Raw genomic sequence first — 16,757 nt, forward strand, 5'->3', positions numbered from 1 at the left:
CCGGGATGGTATCCCACATGCCGTTCGCGGCATCATGAAGGCCGGGCGCCGTTCAGGCGTCGCGCAGCATCTCGAGTTCGAGCCAGCGGTCCTCGGCCTTGGCCAATTCCGTCTCGGCGACGCCGAGGAGATCCGAAGCCTTCGCGAAGCGGGCCGGGTCACGGGCATAGAGGCCGGGATCGGCCAGGACCTCGCGCAGCTTGGCGATGTCCGATTCGAGCTTCTTCATCCGGTCCGGCAGGGTCTTCAACTCGTGCTGGTCCTTGAACCCGAGCTTCGACTTGCCGGCGGGCGCTCCCGCATCGCCGGCCCTGGCGCGATCCTTCGCGTCGGCACGGGCCTCCGCCTTCTCGGCCCGCCCGGCCGCCGCCCGGGCCTGCACGCCCTCCCCGCGCTGGGCGATCATGTCCGTGTAGCCGCCGGCATACTCGACCCAGCGGCCCTCCCCCTCGCTCACGAGCACGCTGCCCACGACCCGATCGAGGAAGTCGCGATCGTGGCTCACCAGGATCAGGGTGCCGGAATAATCCGCCAGCATCTCCTGCAGGAGGTCGAGGGTCTCGAGATCGAGGTCGTTGGTGGGCTCGTCGAGGACGAGGAGGTTGGCGGGCTGGGCGAGGGCGCGAGCGATGAGCAGGCGGTTGCGCTCGCCGCCGGAGAGGACGCTGACCGGGGTGCGGGCCTGCTCGGGCGCGAACAGGAAGTCCTTGAGGTAGCCGATCACATGGCGGCTGACGCCGCCGACCATCACCGAATCGCCGCTGCCGCCGGTGAGGACCTCCGTCACCGTCATGGTCGGCTCCAGCACGGCACGCGCCTGATCGAGGAGCATCATCTTCAGGTTGGTGCCGAGCGCCACCGTGCCGGAATCGGGCGCGAGCTGCCCGGTGAGCAGGTTGATCAGCGTGGTCTTGCCGGCGCCGTTGGCCCCGACGATGCCGAGGCGGTCGCCGCGCATCACCCGGAGCGAGAGATCGTCGACGATCCTGCGCGGGCCGTAGGCCTTGGCCGCGTGCTTGGCCTCGATCACCAGGGCGCCGGAACTCTCGGCCTCGGTGGAGGTCATGGTTGCCGTGCCGACAGGCCGGCGGTCCTCCCGCCGCTCCTTGCGCAGGGCATGGAGGTTGCCGAGGCGACGCACGTTCCGCTTGCGCCGGGCGGTGACGCCGTAGCGCAGCCAATGCTCCTCGTCGGCGATCTTGCGCTCCAGCTTGTGCCGGTCGCGCTCCTCTTCCTCGAAGAAGGCGTCGCGCCAGGCCTCGAAGGTGGAGAAGCCCTGCTCAATCCGACGGGTGACGCCGCGGTCGAGCCAGATCGTGGTCTTCGACAGGGCCGAGAGGAAGCGCCGGTCGTGGCTGATCAGCACCAGCGCGCCGCGCACGCTCTTCAACTCGGATTCCAGCCACTCGATGGCCGGCAGGTCGAGGTGGTTGGTGGGCTCGTCGAGGAGCAGGATGTCGGGTTCCGGCGCCAGCGCCTGAGCGAGGGCGACCCGCCGCCCCTCCCCGCCCGAGAGACTCTTCGGGTTCTCGGCGCCGGTCATCCCGAGGCTCTCGAGGAGGTAGCGTGCCCGGTAGGCGTCGTCCCCAGGGGTCAGGCCGGATTCGACGAAATCGAGAGTCGTCTCGAAGCCCGAAAAGTCGGGCTCCTGCGCCAGGTAGCGGATCGTGGTCCCGGGCTGGACGAAGCGCACGCCCCGGTCGGGCTCGACGAGGCCCGCGGCGATCTTCATCAGGGTGGACTTGCCCGAGCCGTTGCGGCCGACAAGGCAGGTGCGTTCGCCCGGAGAGATCGCGAGTTCGGCGCGCTCGATCAGCGGAGTGCCGCCGAAGGTGAGCGCGACGTCTTGGAGGGTGAGGAGCGGAGGAGCGGCCATGGGGCCGGCTTATGGCAGTGACCGCGCCTCCGAACAAACCCGCAATCGGGATACCCGAACCAACCCGCGGTCGCGGCGCGCTCACATGGTGGGATTGGCGGGACCCGTGGGCATCGGATCGGAAGCGATGGCCGGGCCGATATCCGGATCGTTGACCGGAATCTCGGTCGGCGTCACGTCGGGCGCCTCGGTCGGAGTCGTACCCGGCACGTCGGTGCCGGGGGTGTCGGGGCCGGGTGCCGGGGTCTGAGGCGCTTCGTAGGGCGTCTCGGGGACCGGGGCTTCCGGGATCGGGCCGGGGTTCGACATCGCTTGCGCCTCTCACATGCCTCGGGAAACGGACGGGTGGAACAGTCCGTCGCCGAGGGAGGTTCCGGGCGCGATGCGGCCAAGTTAGGGTGACGTCAAAGCTCCGTCACGCCAGAGACCCGTCACTTCTTGGTCAGGAGGAGGTTGCCCTCGCTGCCGAGTTTCTTCTGGATCTGCTGTGCGAACAGCGCCAGCAGGAGGGGCAGCCGGACCTCGACCCGAACCGTCTCGGGTCGGACATCCACCTGCCCGTCGACCTTCTGGCCGAGGGCCGCCATGGCGAAGTCGAGGCGGTCGTCGGTCCAAGCCATCTTCTCCACGGCAACACCTGCCTTGGCAAACAGACCGTCCGCCTGGGTGATGCCGTCCGCAATGCGCCGACGGGCCTCGGCCAAGCCGAGTTCATGGGGGATTTCGACGATCAGCGGCTTTGCCATGGGGATCTGAGCTCTCGGTTCCACCAGCCAGATGGGGCCGGCCGGTCCCTCTCACAACGCCGACCGGCCCGATAAGCTCAGTTCACCACGCTTAGGGCGACGTAGGTCGTGCCGCCCATGCCGAGGGCGCGGGCCGAGCCCTTGGCGAGATCGATGATCCGGCCGCGGACGAACGGACCGCGATCGTTGATGCGCACCACCACCGAGCGGCCGTTGCGCTTGTTCTCGACCCGGACCCGGGTGCCGAACGGCAACGTGCGATGGGCGGCGGTCATCCCGTTCGGATTGAAGCGCTCGCCATTCGCCGTCCGATGGCCGCTCGCATACCAGGAGGCGGCGCCGCTCTGGGCGCTGGCTGGATGAACGGCGGCGAGTGTCACGACGGTCCCGATGATGGCAGCGGCCCCACGAACAGGCTTGATAGTCATCCGCATTCCCTTTGTTGTTTCGGATGGCCGGCAAAATGAAGCGGATCGGGGCCAAAATGAGACCGGATAAATGTGGCAACGGCCGCCAAAACTGAGGCTATAACGGTTTTTTAATCTCCGGTTGTGTGTGGCCATATTGTCGTTCATCGACAGGATTTTCGATGACGAAATGGTAATGCTGAAGGAGCGCGCGGTGGGCTGAACGCGCGTTGTGTGCGACGTCGGCACGCAACGTCGAGGTGCGGAAAAGGAAATGAGCGTTGCGCTGAGCGAAACCCAGTCCTGCGAAGGGGCGATACGGCTCAGAAGAGGCGAATCTTCTCTTTTCGGGTGCCGGAACGCGATCGAGAGGGCAGCCGGGTGCCATCGGCCGCCCGAACAGGGTCTGCAGCTCGACTGTCGTGCTGCGCCGAATCTATTTAGAAAAGCAGCCTTTCGCTTAGGTTCACCAATGCGAGACTTACTTAATAGGCTAGCCGTGGGCCGAACCACCAACTCGGCAAAAATTGCAGCCCCAAATCGAGACGCCTTATCCGCATCCCGGCAACCGGGCCTTTACGTTAACGGGGCCAAGGTCTGCCGGTCAGTCGCGTAACCGGTGTTTGCCATGGCTTCCCTGCGTACCGCGGTCGCCGACACCGTCGCCCGGAAAAGTGTCTCGCGTACCGGGCGGCCCGTGTCGGCGCCGCGGATGGGTCTCGTACCCTCCACCAAGCGTCTTCCTCTCGAAGACCGTCTCCCCCTCGACGAAATTCTCGTCGGAGACTGCATCGTCGCCATGAACGCCCTGCCGGCGTCGAGCGTCGACTGCGTGTTCGCTGATCCGCCCTACAATCTCCAGCTCGGGGAAGGTTCGCTCCTGCGTCCCGACCAGAGCCGGGTCGACGCGGTGGACGACGACTGGGACAAGTTCTCGACCTTCGCCGCCTACGATGCCTTCACCCGCGAATGGCTCGCCGCCGCGCGCCGGGTGATGAAGCCGAACGCCACCCTGTGGGTCATCGGCTCCTACCACAACATCTTCCGGGTCGGCGCCACGTTGCAGGACCTCGGCTACTGGATCCTCAACGACATCGTCTGGCGCAAGGCCAACCCGATGCCGAACTTCCGCGGCAAGCGCTTCACCAACGCGCACGAGACCCTGATCTGGGCCTCCCGTTCGGCGGAGTCGAAGGGCTACACCTTCCACTACGAGGCGCTGAAGGGCGGAAACGACGACGTCCAGATGCGCTCCGACTGGTTCATTCCCCTCTGCACCGGCGACGAGCGCCTGAAAGGCGCCGACGGCCAGAAGGTGCATCCGACCCAGAAGCCGGAGGCGCTGCTGGCCCGCACGCTCCTCTCGGCGACCAACCCGGGCGACGTGGTGCTCGATCCGTTCTTCGGCACCGGCACCACCGGCGCCGTCGCCAAGCGCCTCGGCCGCCACTTCATCGGCATCGAGCGCGAGACGATCTACGCCCAGGCCGCCCGCGCGCGCATCGACGCCGTCGAGCCCCTGTCCCAGGCGGCCCTACTGGTGGCTCCGAGCAAGCGCGCCGAGCCCCGCGTCGCCTTCCTCAGCGTCATCGAGGCCGGGCATATCCGGGCCGGCGAGACCCTGACCGACGCTCGCGGCCGCCACAGCGCCATCGTTCGGCCGGACGGCACCCTGATGGCCGGACCGGCCACTGGTTCGATCCACAAGATCGGCGCCCTGGTTCAGGGCTTCCCCGCCTGCAACGGCTGGGACTTCTGGCACGCGACGCGGGACGGCAAGCCGGTGCTCATCGACGTATTCCGGACCAAGATGCGTTCCGCCATGGGCTCGGCCGCCTGACGGTCGGCACTCAGCGCGTGCGCGGCCGTCCCCGCTTGCGGGGCGCGGCCGGCGGCATCGCCTCGGCCGGGCCATCGAACTCGTCCCCGCTCTCGTCGCGGACCGGAGCCGGCACCGGGCGCGGAGCCGGTTTCGGCACCGGGCGGAACCGTGGCGACGGGGCGGGTGCCTCCGGTTCGGGCTCGGCGAAGAGCGGTGTATCGGCCACGCTGCGCATGGCCTTCGGCCTGCCACGCTTGGCGACCTTCCCCGAAACCGGTTCCGCCGCCTCAGGTTTCGGGTCGAAGGCGTGCGCCAGGACCTTCTTCATCACGCCCGGCAGCGGTTCGCCGTCGAGGTCGCGGCGCGGCGTGAAGCGCAGGCCCGGCGGCGGAGCGGTGCTGAGCGCCACCTTGGCGACGAACACCGTCAATTCCAGCGGGAAATGCGTGAAGCCGTGCCGCACGAGGCCCGGCAGCCGTTTCCAGCGCGCGTCGAGGGGCGCGTCGAGGAGAGCCTGGGCCGGATCGTAATCGGGTTCCCAGGGGCTCATCGGCGGCTCGGCCATCGAGCCCAGCAGTCCCTCGGGCGGGCGGGTCCGCAGCAGGACGGCCTCATCACCGCTGCGAATCGCCACGAAGGCCGCACCCCGCCGCAGGCTACCCTTCACGGCCTTCACCTTCCGGGGGAAGGTTTCCTGCAGGCCCAGCGCCCGGGCGCGGCAGGGCACCATCCACGGACAGAGGGCGCAGGCCGGGCGCTTGGGCGTGCACAGGGTGGCGCCGAGATCCATCACCGCCTGGGCAAAATCGCCCGGACGCTCCTCGGGAACCAGGGCCTGGGTCACCGTGCGGATCTCGGGGCGGGCCGCCGGCAGCGCGGTCTCGATGGCGAAGAGCCGTGTCATCACCCGCTCGACATTGCCGTCCACCGCAGCCTCCGGCCGGTCGAACGCGATCGCCGCGACGGCGCCCGCCGTGTAGGCGCCGATGCCCGGCAGCTTGCGCAGGGATGCGGCCGTGTCGGGAAACCGCCCGGCCGCCGCCACCGCCTTGGCGCAGGCATGCAGGTTGCGGGCGCGGGAATAGTAGCCGAGCCCGGCCCAGGCCGACATCACGGCCTCCTCGGGAGCCGCCGCCAGATCCTCCACGCTGGGGAAGCGCGTCAGGAACTTCGCGAAATAGGGTTTGACCGCCGCGATCGTGGTCTGCTGCAGCATCACCTCCGAGAGCCAGACCCGGTACGGATCCGGCGTCTCACCCGGCAGCGCCCGCCAGGGCAGGACGCGGCGATGCCGGTCGTACCAGGTCAGAAGATCCGCGGCCTCGGGGGCGGGAACTGTGGTGTGGGGCACGGGCACCGGCGCGTGATGGGGGTTCCCGTCCATAGACCGCCGAACCGATGCGTCCAAGGCCGACCTGTCCGGGGACAACCTCCAGGTCGGATCGCGGCGATCCGCTTCGGCCGGACGGAACGGCGTGCTAACCATTGCGGACGATACCGAGGCCTCGGTCCCGTCCCGGTCGGACGCACGGAAATCCTGCGCATGGCGCGTGTCAAACCCCTCGCCGAACTGCTCGAGAGCTGCATCGGCCCCGCCTTCGCGGCACAGGGGTTCGCCTCCACCGACATCCTGGCCGCTTGGCCCGAGATCGTCGGCGAGCGGCTCGCGCGCTATTGCCAGCCCTCCAAGCTCGAATGGCCGCGGCGGCGCCGGCGCGAGGAGGAGGGGCGCCCCGATCCCGGCACGCTCGTGGTCCGGGTCGAGGGCGTGTTCGCCCTCGAACTTCAGCATCTGGCGCCGGTGGTGATCCAGCGCATCAACGCGCATTACGGCTGGGCCTGCGTCGGCAAGATCGTGATGCGCCAGGGCCGGGTCGACCGGATCGGACGGCGTCCCGCCCCCCCGGTGATCGATCCCGTCCGCCGCGGCGAAGTGGCGCTCGCGGTCCAGACGATCGAGCACGATGCCCTGCGCGAGGCCCTCGACCGCCTCGGGACGGCGATCGTCGCGACGACGCACAAGCGCTAGGGTTGCTGCGCGCCGCCTTGTCAGGACGCCTGCAGGATTCTACCGCATCGCTCCAGACGATTTGGTCCGCGACCGGAGCCCTCCCGATCATGATCACCCGACGCGATGCCCTGAAAGCCACCGGCCTTGCGGTCGGCGCCGCGGTTCTCCTGCCCCGGTTCGCCCTTCCGGCTTTGGCCGAGGACGTCAATCTCTCGACGCTTATGGAGCCCGGCCCGCTCGGCGACGTCTGGCTCGGGCCGAAGGACGCCAAGGTCACCATCATCGAGTACGCCTCGATGACCTGCTCCCACTGCGCCGCCTTCCACAAGTACACCTGGCCGACCCTGAAGGAGCGCTACATCGACACCAACAAGGTGCGCTTCACGCTGCGCGAGTTCCCGCTCGATCCGCTCGCCACCGCCGCCTTCATGCTCGCCCGCTGCGATGGGGATGCGAAGTACTATCCCATCACGGATCTGCTCTTCGACCAGCAGCAGGCCTGGGCCTACGTGCAGAAGCCGCAATCGCCGGTGGATGCCTTGGAGCAGATGCTGCGCCAGGCCGGCTTCTCGAAGGAGAAGTTCGAGGCCTGCCTGAAGGACCAGAAGCTCTACAGCGCCGTCAACACGGTGAAGCAGAAGGGGATGGACACCTTCAAGGTCGATTCGACCCCGACGTTCTTCATCAACGGTGAGCGGTTCAAGGGCGAGATGACCATCGAGGGCATGGAGAAAGTCATCAAGCCCCTCCTGGGTGCCTGACGCTTGCGACCCCATTCTCGCGCACGCGTGGCCTGGGATGCGCCGCTCGGCGGTAGGGTCGTGCCACCCCTCGGCGGCCCTTTGGACGAACACCTGGGGGAAGATCGGCAAAACGCCGATTTCTCGTGGTACGACAGGATCTTACGTGAGGTTGGGGGCGCCTTGACACCCAAGGTAGGCGAAACTATGGTGCGCCCCGCTTGAAGGAGGCGTTCCGCCGGTTCCCTCCGCTCTCGCCAATGTGAGTTCTCGCCGTGAGCGGCAACGAAACAGGGGACGAAGGCGGGGACGGGCGGAAGAAAGCACTGGACGCGGACCTCTCTCAGAGGCTCAAACGTCTTGAGACGCAGATTGAGCGGAAGCGGCCGAGCGCCACTCCCGATCATTCGACGCGTCCCGGCCCTGAGGCCGGGCCTTCTCCTCTCGGCCAGGCGATGCGGCTCTCGACCGAGTTCATCGCGGGCGTCCTCGCCGGGGGCATTCTCGGTTGGATGTTCGATCGTTACCTCGGGACGAAACCCTGGGGGCTGATCGTCCTGCTGATGTTGGGGTTCGCCACCGGCGTCTACAACGTCATGCGCGTCTCGGGTGCTCTTCCCAGGACGCCGACGAAGGATCAGGACCGCTAGCGGTCCTCGAGGATCGCCGCATATGCGGCGGACCGAATTCGAATCATGCCGCTCGTGCGGCACCGGTGGTGGCGGGTCTTCAGATCTGCCGAGAGTTAGAAGGGCGGGAGCGGCAATGGCCGTAAAGATGGATCCGATCCACCAGTTCGAGCTCAAGCCGCTGGTCTCCTTCGGTCATATCGGCAATCAGGAGATCGCGTTCACCCAGTCCGCGCTCTACATGTTCGCCGCCGTCGGGATCATCGCGCTGATCACCGTGGTTGCCACCGCCCGCCGCTCGGTGGTGCCGGGCCGCATGCAGTCGATGGCCGAAGTGTTCTACGAGTTCATCGGCTCGACCCTGCGCCAGTCCGCCGGTCATGGTTCCGAGCGGTTCATGCCGCTGATCTTCTCGCTCTTCATGTTCGTGCTCGTCCTGAACATGCTCGGCATGATCCCCTACGCCTTCGCGGTGACCAGCCACATCATCGTCACCTTCGCGCTGGCGCTGCTCGTGATCGGCACCGTCATCGTGTACGGCTTCATGGCCCATGGCACGAAGTTCCTGAAGGTGTTCGTTCCATCGGGCGTGCCCGGCTGGCTCATGCCGATGATCGTCGCTATCGAGATCGTGTCCTTCATCTCGCGCCCGATCAGCCTCGCCGTACGTCTTTTCGCCAACGTGCTCGCCGGCCATATCGCGCTGAAGATCTTCGCGGGCTTCGTCCCAGCCCTGCTCGCCGCCGGTGCCTGGGGCGCCATCTCACCGCTGCCGCTGGCCCTCAGCGTCGCCGTCACGGCCCTCGAATTCCTCGTCGCCGGTCTGCAGGCCTACGTCTTCGCGACGCTCGCCTCGATCTATCTCAGCGACGCCCTGCATCCCGGCCACTGAGCCGGGTCCTCCCGGCCATCGGCCGGGACAACCCCTTCCGTCCCCGGTCCGCGGTCGCAGGCCGGATTTCTCTCCACGCAACGACGACACGGACACCAGGAGCAATTTGATGGATCCCTTAGCTGCCAAGTACATCGGTGCCGGCCTCGCCTGTCTCGGCATGGCGGGCGCCGCCATCGGCCTCGGCAACCTCTTCGGCCAGTTCTACGCCGGCGCGCTCCGCAACCCGTCGGCCGCCGACGGCCAGCGCGGCAACCTGCTCCTCGGCTTCGCCCTCACGGAAGCGCTCGGCATCTTCTCGCTGCTCGTCGCGCTGCTGCTCCTGTTCGCCGTCTAAGACACGCTCGTCGTCTCGGATCTCGAACCGATACCGGACCGGACGCCGCCTCCCCCAGGGATGGCAGAGGCGTCCGGTCCCCACTCCCTGAATTTACGCGAAGGACGTCATGGCTCAGCCGGCCCATTCGACCGCAACGCATGAAGGCTTCGCCGCGACGCCGGCCGCCGAGCACGGCGGCGGCTTCCCGCCCTTCGAGAGCCACACCTTCGCATCCCAGCTGATCTGGCTCGCCCTCGCCTTCGGGCTGCTCTACTACCTGATGGACAAGATCGCGCTGCCGCGGATCCAAGCCATCCTGCACGACCGCGCCGTGCGCCTGTCGAGCGATCTCGACGAGGCACAGCGCCTGAAGGCTGAGGCGGATGCCGCCGGGGCGGCCTACGAGAAATCCCTCAGCGACGCGCAGGCCAAGGCCCAGGCCATCGCTCTCGAGACCCGCACGGCCCTGACCCAGGAAGCCGAGACCAAGCGCAAGGCCCTCGAGTCGGAGCTGAACGCCCGCATCGCCGCCTCCGAGGCGACCCTGCGGACCCGCACCGCCGAGGCCATGGGCAATGTCCGCGGCATCGCCGGTGAGACCGCTTCGGCCATCGTCGAGCGCCTGACCGGGCGCAGCCCGGACGAGGCCGCCCTGACCAAGGCCCTCGACAGCGTCGCCTTCCCGCACTGAGGCGGGACGCCAAACCACATCTGACCGACAGGACCCGAGGGTCGAAGACCCCGCCGGACCGCCGGACACCATCGAGTTGGGACGACGAGCATGTTGTTGGAAGCCGAATTCTGGGTCGCAGTCGCCTTCGTCCTGTTCATGGCCGTGGTCTGGAAGGTCGGCGGCTTCAACCAGATCACCAAGGCCCTCGACGGGCGCGCCAAGCGCGTCCGCCACGAACTCGACGAGGCGCGTCGCCTGCGTGAGGAGGCCGCCGGCGTCCTCGCCGATTACAAGAAGCGCCGCACCGAGGCCGAGCGTGAGGCCGAGGCCATCGTGGCCTCCGCCCGCGAAGAGGCCCAGCGCATCGCCGACGAGGGCCATGCCCGCCTGAACGACTTCATCGCGCGCCGTACCAAATCGGCCGAGACCAAGATCTCCCAGGCCGAGGTCCAGGCGACCGCTCAGGTCCGCGCAGCCGCCGCCGACGCCGCGGTGAAGGTCTCTGAGGTCATTTTGCGCGAGCGCATGCAGGGTGAAACGGCGGAAGGCCTGGTTCGCCAAAGCCTCGGCGAGGTCAGGACCCGCCTGCGGGCCTGATCCTTCCCTCTGCGACACCAGGGAAAGCCGCCGCGAGGCGGCTTTCGCGTTTTCAAGACCGACCCGCGACGGCCGTGTGCTAGAAGGCCGCCCCGATCGCGCCGGCGCCATGCCGCAGCGGAGTTCCGATGCAGCCGATCATCTCGATCCAGAACCTGTCAAAGGTCTACGCCTCTGGCCTCAAAGCCCTCGACGGCATCAGCCTCGACATCGCCGAGGGGGAGATCTTCGCCCTGCTCGGTCCGAACGGAGCCGGCAAGACGACGCTGATCAGCATCCTGTGCGGCATCGTCACGGCGAGCGGCGGTCGCATTCTCGCCGGCGGGCACGACATCGCCCGGAACTATCGCCAGGCCCGCCGACTGATCGGCCTCGTGCCGCAGGAACTCACCACCGACGCCTTCGAGACGGTTTGGGCGACGACGAGCTTCAGCCGCGGTCTCTACGGCCTTCGTCCGGATCCTGTACATATCGAGCGCGTGCTGCGCGATCTCTCGCTCTGGGAGAAGCGCGATGCGCGAATCATGACGCTGTCGGGCGGCATGAAACGCCGCGTTCTCATCGCGAAGGCGCTGAGCCACGAGCCGCGGATCCTATTCCTCGACGAGCCCACCGCCGGTGTCGACGTCGAACTGCGCCGGGATATGTGGCGCCTCGTGCGCTCCCTGCGCGACAAGGGCGTCACCATCATCCTGACAACCCACTACATCGATGAAGCCGAGGAGATGGCCGATCGCATCGGGGTGATCCGCAAGGGCGAGATCATCCTGGTGGAGGAGAAGGCAGAACTGATGCGCAAGCTCGGCAAGAAGCAGATGACCTTGAATCTGCAGGAGCCGCTCACCGCCCTCCCCCCGACTCTGGCACGGCACGACCTGACCCTGAAGCCGGACGGCCAGGATCTCGTCTACACCTACGACACCAAGGGCGAGCGGACCGGCATCACGGCGCTCCTGGCGGACCTCGCCGCCGCCGGCATCCGTTTCCGCGACCTCCAGACCAGCCAGTCCTCGCTGGAGGAAATCTTCGTCGACCTCGTGAAGGAACGCGCATGAACTGGTACGCGGTCCGCGCCATCTACGGCTTCGAGATGGCGCGCTTCTGGCGCACGGCGCTGCAGAGCATTGTCGCCCCGGTCATCGCCACCTCGCTGTACTTCGTGGTCTTCGGCGCCGCCATCGGCTCGCGCGTCGCCTCGGTGGACGGTGTGGCATACGGCGCCTTCATCGTGCCCGGCCTGATGATGCTCTCGCTGCTGACGCAGAGCATCGCCAACGCCTCGTTCGGCATCTACTTTCCGCGCTTCGCCGGAACGATCTACGAGATCCTCTCGGCCCCGGTCTCGCCCCTCGAGATCGTGCTCGGCTATGTCGGCGCGGCGGCCTCCAAATCGATCCTCATCGGGCTCATCATCCTGGCGACCGCCGCTCTGTTCGTGCCCCTGCGCATTGAGCACCCCTTCGTGATGGTGCTGTTCCTGCTCCTGACAGCGGTGACCTTCAGCCTGTTCGGCTTCCTGATCGGCCTGTGGGCGGACGGCTTCGAGAAGCTGCAATTGGTGCCGCTCCTCATCGTCACGCCGCTGACTTTCCTCGGCGGCAGCTTCTACGCCATCGAGATGCTGCCGCCGTTCTGGCGAGCGGTGAGCCTCGCCAACCCGGTGGTCTACCTGATCAGCGGCTTCCGCTGGGCCTTCTTCGGCACCTCGGATGTCGGCGTCGGCATCAGCTTCGCCATGGCGCTGGTGTTCCTGGTCCTGTGCCTCGCTGGCGTGACCTGGATCTTCCGAACCGGCTACCGCCTGAAGAGCTGAGGCGCCGAGCGTCCCGTCAGGGTCGCTTGGCCAGGAACTCGAGCACGCCCGTGCGGTGGCCGCGGTCGCCGACGGCGGTACTGTGATCGCGGTTCTGCAGTTCGAGGGCGGCAGCGTTCGGGAACAGCGCCGCCAGCGCCGGGCCGGAGCCCGATACCGTGTCGAGGGTGCCGGTCGTCACCAGGGTCGGGACCTGGATCTCCGCGACCTCCGCGCGCGACAGGGCTTGGCGCGAGCCGCGCATGCAGGCGGCCAGGGCTCGCAGATCGCTCTTCGTCTGCTCGGCGAAGGTACGGAACGCGGCGGCCGTCGGGTTCGGTGCGCGCGCGCCGGGTTCCGCCTCCAGGGCCTCGGCGATGCCGTCCGGCAGGCCCTTGCCCTCCACGAGGTGCAGGCCGAGGCCGCCGAGCAGCAGGGAGCGCACCCGCTCCGGAGCGTCGAGGGCGAGAAACGCGGCGATGCGCGCGCCCATCGAGTAGCCCATGACGTCGGCTCGGCGGATGCCGAGATGGTCGAGCAGGCGACGCGCATCCTGGGCCATGAGATCGGCGCCGTAGGCCTCCGGATCGTAGAGCTTCTGACTCTCGCCGTGGCCCCGGTTGTCGAACGCGATCGTGCGGTAGCCGGCCTGGGTGAGGGTGCGGACCCAGAGGGTGTTGACCCAGTTCACCGCGTGATTCGAGGCGAAGCCGTGGATCAGCAGGATCGGATCGCCCGATCCGCCGACGGCTGGGACGTCGACATAGGCGAGGGTGACACCGTCTGAATCGAAGCTCTGCATGGGCTCGGGCCTTATCGCTCGGGGCATGGTGATCGCCTCCTTGGACCGCCAGTTACCCGGACGGAAGCCCTGCGCCGGCACGAGACCACAAAAGAAAGCGGCGGCAGGTTGCCCTGCCGCCGCGTTTCACCGAACCGGACCGTCAGATCGGATCAGAAAGTGATGCCGGTCTCGAGCATGTAGCGCTCCTGCGAGGTCTTCACGCCGTTGCGGCCGAAGCCGGTGCCGACGTTGAGCGCGCGGTCGACGGTGATGTCGTAGAGCTGCACGGTCGAGAACTCGCCGCGGACGAAGAAGCGGTCAAAGGTGAAGGTCGGAGTGACCGTGAACGACAGGGCGGAGCTGCCGGGTCCGTAGAGGACGTTTGACTGGAGGGGGAGGCCCGTGCGGCTATTGCCACTCTGCGAGATGTATTCGAATCGACCCGCAAGGGCGAAGTTGTCGGTGAAGGCGTAGCTGGCGAGGATCGCGCCACCGAAGGTCTCGGCTCCGGCGAGGCCGATGAAATCGTTCCGCTCGACATTGGTGTATTGGATGTAAGGCGTCAGGATCCAGGGACCGTCGGCATAGGTGTAGTTCGCGCTGATGATGCTGCTGTTCTGAAGCGTCGCGGGGGTCGCGAACTGGTTGCGCAGGCTGCGATCCGTTAAGTCGAACTTGGTGTAGCTGGAGAAGTGGGTGCCGCCGTTGATGCCGATCGTATTAGCGGAGTCGATTTTATAGGTGATCGCGCCCGTGACCCAGTTGAGCTCACCCGAGAAAAAGCCATCGGTCGCGGCGAACGAGGCCGCCCATGGGCCGTCCGAGTAATTGACCTGCACGCCGTGGTTGATGACGTTCTCCTGGGCGAAGAGGAGGCCACGCGAGATGTTGAGGTTCTGGAAGGTGAAGGGCAGTTCCGAGCCGATCAGGGTCGGCATGCGGCCGCCCTGGACCGACCAGTTGTCGTTGATCACGTACTTGCCGAAGACGATCGGAGCCGGCGAAAACAGCAGGTTGGTCTGATCGATGGCGCTGAAGATCGGCGCGCCCAGGCCCGGGATCGAGTAGGCGCCGAAGGCGGCGTAGAACTGGAAGGGACCATCGGCCTTCTGGATGAAGCCCATCAGGTTCGAGAAGTCGGCGCGCGCGAAGCGATCGGCGGCAATGCCTGGCAGTGCGATGGAGGTCACATTGCTCTGATCGTAGAAGTAGCCCGTGACCGCACCGCCGACATAGATGTCGCCGAAGGCGCCGAGGGTCAGGCAGGACGGGTTCGGGTTCTGCTTGATAAAGCCGCCGTAGGCCGGGAAGGTGATCTCGGCCTTGCACGGCGCGGGCGGGGCGGGAACGGCCAGCACCTTCGCCGGCATGTCGGCTGCGAAGGCGCAGACCGAGGACAGCAGGACGGCTGAGAGGGCGAGGAGCGAGCGGTGCATGGCCATGGGAACTCTGCGGAGACATCTGCGTTAGGGCGAGGTTCTCAAAGGTTCTCCCGTACGGCAAAGCTATCCTTTGTGCAGGCGCCTAATTTTGAGGCAATTCCGGCCTGAGGTGCTGGGTTTGCGTCGTGGTGTTGCCACAATGGAACAGGTCTGAGCACCGAAATTCAGTCCAGCTGTTCTCCTCGCCTGTCGAGACGTTGTCCTGAAACGGTCGAAGCCAGTTTCGACGATCGTCGGAGGGTCGACGCGTCGGAGCGCCTCCCATACGCGCGAGCCGCCTTCCACCCTTCGATCGTGTCGCCTTCGCTTGCCGCCGCGCGCGCGCGCTGGCATCAGCAGGCACGATGAAAGATACCCAGCCCTACGGCACCTACGCTCCCACCGGCCTCGTCGCCCGCATCGCCCACCAGACCGGGCGGATCTCCTATGCCAGCTGGGCCGGTCGGCGCCTCGCCCTGTTTCTGCGACGGGTGGCGATCGGCCTTCTGCGGGGGGCGCCCCTCGACGTTGAGCGCTACGGCGCCCGCATGCGGCTCTACCCCTACAACAACAACTGCGAGAAGAAGGTGCTCTTCACCCCGCAGTTCTTCGATCCGGAAGAGCGTGCATTGCTGCGTGCGAAGCTCCAGCCCGGCTGCACCTTCCTCGATATCGGCGCGAATATCGGCGCCTATGCGCTGTTCGTCGCGGCCTTCGCGGGGCCGCGCGCGCGCATCCTCGCGGTGGAGCCGCAGCCGGACGTCTTCGACCGCCTTACCTACAACATCGGCCAGAACCCGTTCGGGACGGTCAAGGCGGTAGCCTGCGCCGTCGCCGACAAGGCCGGCGAACTCACCCTGTTCGTCGATCCCCGCAACCGGGGTGAATCGAGCCTGAAGATCGTCGGGACGAACGAAGGGGCGCAGATCCGGGTGCCGGCGGTGCCCCTGTTCGATCTCGCCCGCGGCGAGGGCATCGAGCGCATCGACGCGATGAAGCTCGACGTCGAGGGGGCCGAGGACCTGATCCTGGAGCCGTTCCTGCGGGCCGCTCCCGCCGCGCTCCATCCGCGGCTGCTGATCGTCGAGAACGGCACGGACCAGTGGCAGATCGACCTGCCCGCCCTCCTGGAGCAGCACGGCTATCGCCGGATCGCCCGGACGCGCCTGAATTTGATCTTCGAGCGCGCCGCCTGACGAGGGCGTGCTACAGGACCGGAATGGCGTCCGCGAGGGTGATCCCCTTCGGATCGATCCGGCAGCGATAGGCATGCACTGCGACACCGGCAGCCCGGGCGGCCTGGAACGCTTGGTCGAAGGCAGGGTCGAGGTCCCGCGCCGCGTCGAACCGCTCCGCCCACATCTGGACCACGATGACGACCATGGCGCGACCGCCGGCTCCCACGACGGCGGCGAGGTCCGCCATGTGGCGGGTACTGCGGGCGGCGACGCAATCCGGAAATTCCGCGAGGCCCGGGCTGCGCATCAGGTGGCAGTTCTTCACCTCGACATGGCAGGGAGGCATCCCCTCGCCCGTGGCGAGGAAATCGACCCGGCTCGCCTGCGCGTAGCGGACTTCCGGGCGGAGACCCGAATAGCCCGCGAGCGCCGGCAGGGTGGTGTCGGCGAAGGCTTCCGCCACCAGAGCGTTCGGCCGCATCGTGTTGATGCCCACCCATTGCCGGCCACCCGGCAGGTTCGCCTCCACCAGCTCCCAGGAATAGGCGAGCTTGCGCGTCGGGCTCCGGGCCTCGGACAGAAGAGCTCGTGCGCCCGGTACGGCGAGACCCAGCATCGCCCCGGGATTGGGGCAGTGAGCCGTCACGAGGGTGCCGTCGGCCAACTCCAGATCGGCGAGGAAGCGCTTGTAGCGCCGCACGAGGCGGCCCTCGATCAGGGGCGCGGGGAAGCGCATCGGCGTGTCCTGGGCAAGAAACAGGTTGATGCCGCCGGGCCTCGGCGTGGAATCGGGCAGCCATGAGGCGCCCGGGCTGGTCAGTGCTCATCGGATGCGACAGACTTCGCGCGGTACACCCGGGTCGATAACCG

The 16,757-nt window shown here is 67.3% G+C and carries 19 protein-coding genes; 11 read left to right on the top strand and 8 right to left on the bottom strand.

The window, feature by feature from the left end; translation table 11 throughout:
• Nucleotides 1-52: 52 nt before the first annotated feature.
• From ACXJY8_RS11155 to ACXJY8_RS11170, 4 genes are all read right to left on the bottom strand, one after another.
• Nucleotides 53-1,876 (bottom strand): ABC-F family ATP-binding cassette domain-containing protein, encoded by a 1,824-nt coding sequence (locus ACXJY8_RS11155; protein ID WP_463780045.1) that lies wholly within the window; start codon nt 1,874-1,876, stop codon nt 53-55.
• An 81-nt stretch (nt 1,877-1,957) separates the two neighbouring features.
• On the bottom strand, nt 1,958-2,185 hold the full coding sequence (locus tag ACXJY8_RS11160) for a hypothetical protein (protein ID WP_463780047.1): 228 nt from the start codon (nt 2,183-2,185) through the stop codon (nt 1,958-1,960).
• A gap of 122 nt (nt 2,186-2,307) precedes the next feature.
• Nucleotides 2,308-2,622, bottom strand: coding sequence for a polyhydroxyalkanoic acid system family protein (locus ACXJY8_RS11165; RefSeq protein WP_108037357.1), 315 nt, complete (start codon nt 2,620-2,622; stop codon nt 2,308-2,310).
• 77 nt (nt 2,623-2,699) lie between these two features.
• Nucleotides 2,700-3,050, bottom strand: a complete 351-nt coding sequence (locus ACXJY8_RS11170) for a septal ring lytic transglycosylase RlpA family protein (protein WP_431739903.1) — start codon at nt 3,048-3,050, stop codon at nt 2,700-2,702.
• Nucleotides 3,051-3,657: 607 nt separating this feature from the next.
• Between ACXJY8_RS11170 and ACXJY8_RS11175 the strand changes: the two genes are divergently transcribed.
• Nucleotides 3,658-4,869 (top strand): site-specific DNA-methyltransferase, encoded by a 1,212-nt coding sequence (locus ACXJY8_RS11175; RefSeq protein WP_463780055.1) that lies wholly within the window; start codon nt 3,658-3,660, stop codon nt 4,867-4,869.
• A gap of 10 nt (nt 4,870-4,879) precedes the next feature.
• Here the strand turns inward: ACXJY8_RS11175 and mutY are convergent, their stop codons facing one another.
• Nucleotides 4,880-6,235, bottom strand: coding sequence for an A/G-specific adenine glycosylase (mutY, locus tag ACXJY8_RS11180; protein ID WP_463780058.1), 1,356 nt, complete (start codon nt 6,233-6,235; stop codon nt 4,880-4,882).
• 159 nt (nt 6,236-6,394) lie between these two features.
• On the opposite strand from mutY, the gene ACXJY8_RS11185 reads away from it, so the two are divergent.
• The 9 genes from ACXJY8_RS11185 to ACXJY8_RS11225 all read left to right on the top strand — a co-directional run bounded on the left by ACXJY8_RS11185 (nt 6,395) and on the right by ACXJY8_RS11225 (nt 12,525).
• Nucleotides 6,395-6,880 (top strand): DUF721 domain-containing protein, encoded by a 486-nt coding sequence (locus ACXJY8_RS11185; protein WP_463780060.1) that lies wholly within the window; start codon nt 6,395-6,397, stop codon nt 6,878-6,880.
• An 89-nt stretch (nt 6,881-6,969) separates the two neighbouring features.
• On the top strand, nt 6,970-7,623 hold the full coding sequence (locus ACXJY8_RS11190) for a thioredoxin domain-containing protein (protein WP_463780062.1): 654 nt from the start codon (nt 6,970-6,972) through the stop codon (nt 7,621-7,623).
• A gap of 254 nt (nt 7,624-7,877) precedes the next feature.
• Nucleotides 7,878-8,252, top strand: a complete 375-nt coding sequence (locus ACXJY8_RS11195) for an AtpZ/AtpI family protein (protein WP_463780064.1) — start codon at nt 7,878-7,880, stop codon at nt 8,250-8,252.
• A gap of 115 nt (nt 8,253-8,367) precedes the next feature.
• A complete protein-coding gene (locus ACXJY8_RS11200; protein ID WP_463780069.1) occupies nt 8,368-9,123 on the top strand; it encodes a F0F1 ATP synthase subunit A in 756 nt (251 codons plus the stop codon).
• A gap of 109 nt (nt 9,124-9,232) precedes the next feature.
• Nucleotides 9,233-9,460, top strand: a complete 228-nt coding sequence (locus ACXJY8_RS11205; protein WP_018044493.1) for a F0F1 ATP synthase subunit C — start codon at nt 9,233-9,235, stop codon at nt 9,458-9,460.
• A gap of 109 nt (nt 9,461-9,569) precedes the next feature.
• Nucleotides 9,570-10,133, top strand: a complete 564-nt coding sequence (locus tag ACXJY8_RS11210; protein WP_463780073.1) for a F0F1 ATP synthase subunit B family protein — start codon at nt 9,570-9,572, stop codon at nt 10,131-10,133.
• A gap of 93 nt (nt 10,134-10,226) precedes the next feature.
• On the top strand, nt 10,227-10,712 hold the full coding sequence (locus ACXJY8_RS11215) for a F0F1 ATP synthase subunit B family protein (protein ID WP_463780540.1): 486 nt from the start codon (nt 10,227-10,229) through the stop codon (nt 10,710-10,712).
• A gap of 128 nt (nt 10,713-10,840) precedes the next feature.
• Nucleotides 10,841-11,767, top strand: coding sequence for an ABC transporter ATP-binding protein (locus ACXJY8_RS11220; protein WP_463780076.1), 927 nt, complete (start codon nt 10,841-10,843; stop codon nt 11,765-11,767).
• Entirely contained in the window at nt 11,764-12,525 is a 762-nt protein-coding gene (locus tag ACXJY8_RS11225; RefSeq protein ID WP_463780080.1) for an ABC transporter permease, read from the top strand. Before ACXJY8_RS11220 ends, ACXJY8_RS11225 begins: the two co-directional genes overlap by 4 nt.
• A 16-nt stretch (nt 12,526-12,541) precedes the next feature.
• On the opposite strand, the gene ACXJY8_RS11230 is transcribed toward ACXJY8_RS11225, so the two are convergent.
• Entirely contained in the window at nt 12,542-13,306 is a 765-nt protein-coding gene (locus ACXJY8_RS11230) for an alpha/beta fold hydrolase (protein ID WP_463780085.1), read from the bottom strand.
• 152 nt (nt 13,307-13,458) lie between these two features.
• The gene (locus ACXJY8_RS11235) at nt 13,459-14,730 is read right to left on the bottom strand and encodes an outer membrane beta-barrel protein (protein ID WP_463780089.1); all 1,272 of its coding nucleotides are present in this window, start codon (nt 14,728-14,730) and stop codon (nt 13,459-13,461) included.
• A 344-nt stretch (nt 14,731-15,074) separates the two neighbouring features.
• Here ACXJY8_RS11235 and ACXJY8_RS11240 point away from each other — a divergent pair, with 344 nt between their 5' ends.
• Nucleotides 15,075-15,905, top strand: a complete 831-nt coding sequence (locus tag ACXJY8_RS11240; RefSeq protein WP_463780091.1) for an FkbM family methyltransferase — start codon at nt 15,075-15,077, stop codon at nt 15,903-15,905.
• Between the two features lie 10 nt (nt 15,906-15,915).
• On the opposite strand, the gene sfsA is transcribed toward ACXJY8_RS11240, so the two are convergent.
• Nucleotides 15,916-16,623, bottom strand: coding sequence for a DNA/RNA nuclease SfsA (gene sfsA / locus ACXJY8_RS11245; protein WP_463780094.1), 708 nt, complete (start codon nt 16,621-16,623; stop codon nt 15,916-15,918).
• Nucleotides 16,624-16,757: the final 134 nt, after the last annotated feature.

The organism is Methylobacterium sp. TK31, assembly GCF_055361545.1.

Bases quoted from the DNA above. Each gene is read 5' to 3' on its own strand.
- ACXJY8_RS11220 (WP_463780076.1), top strand. From the start codon at position 10,841: ATGCAGCCGATCATCTCGATCCAGAACCTGTCAAAGGTCTACGCCTCT.
- ACXJY8_RS11210 (WP_463780073.1), top strand. From the start codon at position 9,570: ATGGCTCAGCCGGCCCATTCGACCGCAACGCATGAAGGCTTCGCCGCG.
- ACXJY8_RS11175 (WP_463780055.1), top strand. From the start codon at position 3,658: ATGGCTTCCCTGCGTACCGCGGTCGCCGACACCGTCGCCCGGAAAAGT.
- ACXJY8_RS11165 (WP_108037357.1), bottom strand. From the start codon at position 2,622: ATGGCAAAGCCGCTGATCGTCGAAATCCCCCATGAACTCGGCTTGGCC.
- sfsA (WP_463780094.1), bottom strand. From the start codon at position 16,623: ATGCGCTTCCCCGCGCCCCTGATCGAGGGCCGCCTCGTGCGGCGCTAC.
- ACXJY8_RS11230 (WP_463780085.1), bottom strand. From the start codon at position 13,306: ATGCAGAGCTTCGATTCAGACGGTGTCACCCTCGCCTATGTCGACGTC.
- ACXJY8_RS11170 (WP_431739903.1), bottom strand. From the start codon at position 3,050: ATGACTATCAAGCCTGTTCGTGGGGCCGCTGCCATCATCGGGACCGTC.
- ACXJY8_RS11205 (WP_018044493.1), top strand. From the start codon at position 9,233: ATGGATCCCTTAGCTGCCAAGTACATCGGTGCCGGCCTCGCCTGTCTC.
- ACXJY8_RS11240 (WP_463780091.1), top strand. From the start codon at position 15,075: ATGAAAGATACCCAGCCCTACGGCACCTACGCTCCCACCGGCCTCGTC.
- ACXJY8_RS11185 (WP_463780060.1), top strand. From the start codon at position 6,395: ATGGCGCGTGTCAAACCCCTCGCCGAACTGCTCGAGAGCTGCATCGGC.
- ACXJY8_RS11200 (WP_463780069.1), top strand. From the start codon at position 8,368: ATGGCCGTAAAGATGGATCCGATCCACCAGTTCGAGCTCAAGCCGCTG.
- ACXJY8_RS11155 (WP_463780045.1), bottom strand. From the start codon at position 1,876: ATGGCCGCTCCTCCGCTCCTCACCCTCCAAGACGTCGCGCTCACCTTC.
- ACXJY8_RS11190 (WP_463780062.1), top strand. From the start codon at position 6,970: ATGATCACCCGACGCGATGCCCTGAAAGCCACCGGCCTTGCGGTCGGC.
- ACXJY8_RS11225 (WP_463780080.1), top strand. From the start codon at position 11,764: ATGAACTGGTACGCGGTCCGCGCCATCTACGGCTTCGAGATGGCGCGC.
- mutY (WP_463780058.1), bottom strand. From the start codon at position 6,235: ATGGACGGGAACCCCCATCACGCGCCGGTGCCCGTGCCCCACACCACA.
- ACXJY8_RS11235 (WP_463780089.1), bottom strand. From the start codon at position 14,730: ATGGCCATGCACCGCTCGCTCCTCGCCCTCTCAGCCGTCCTGCTGTCC.
- ACXJY8_RS11160 (WP_463780047.1), bottom strand. From the start codon at position 2,185: ATGTCGAACCCCGGCCCGATCCCGGAAGCCCCGGTCCCCGAGACGCCC.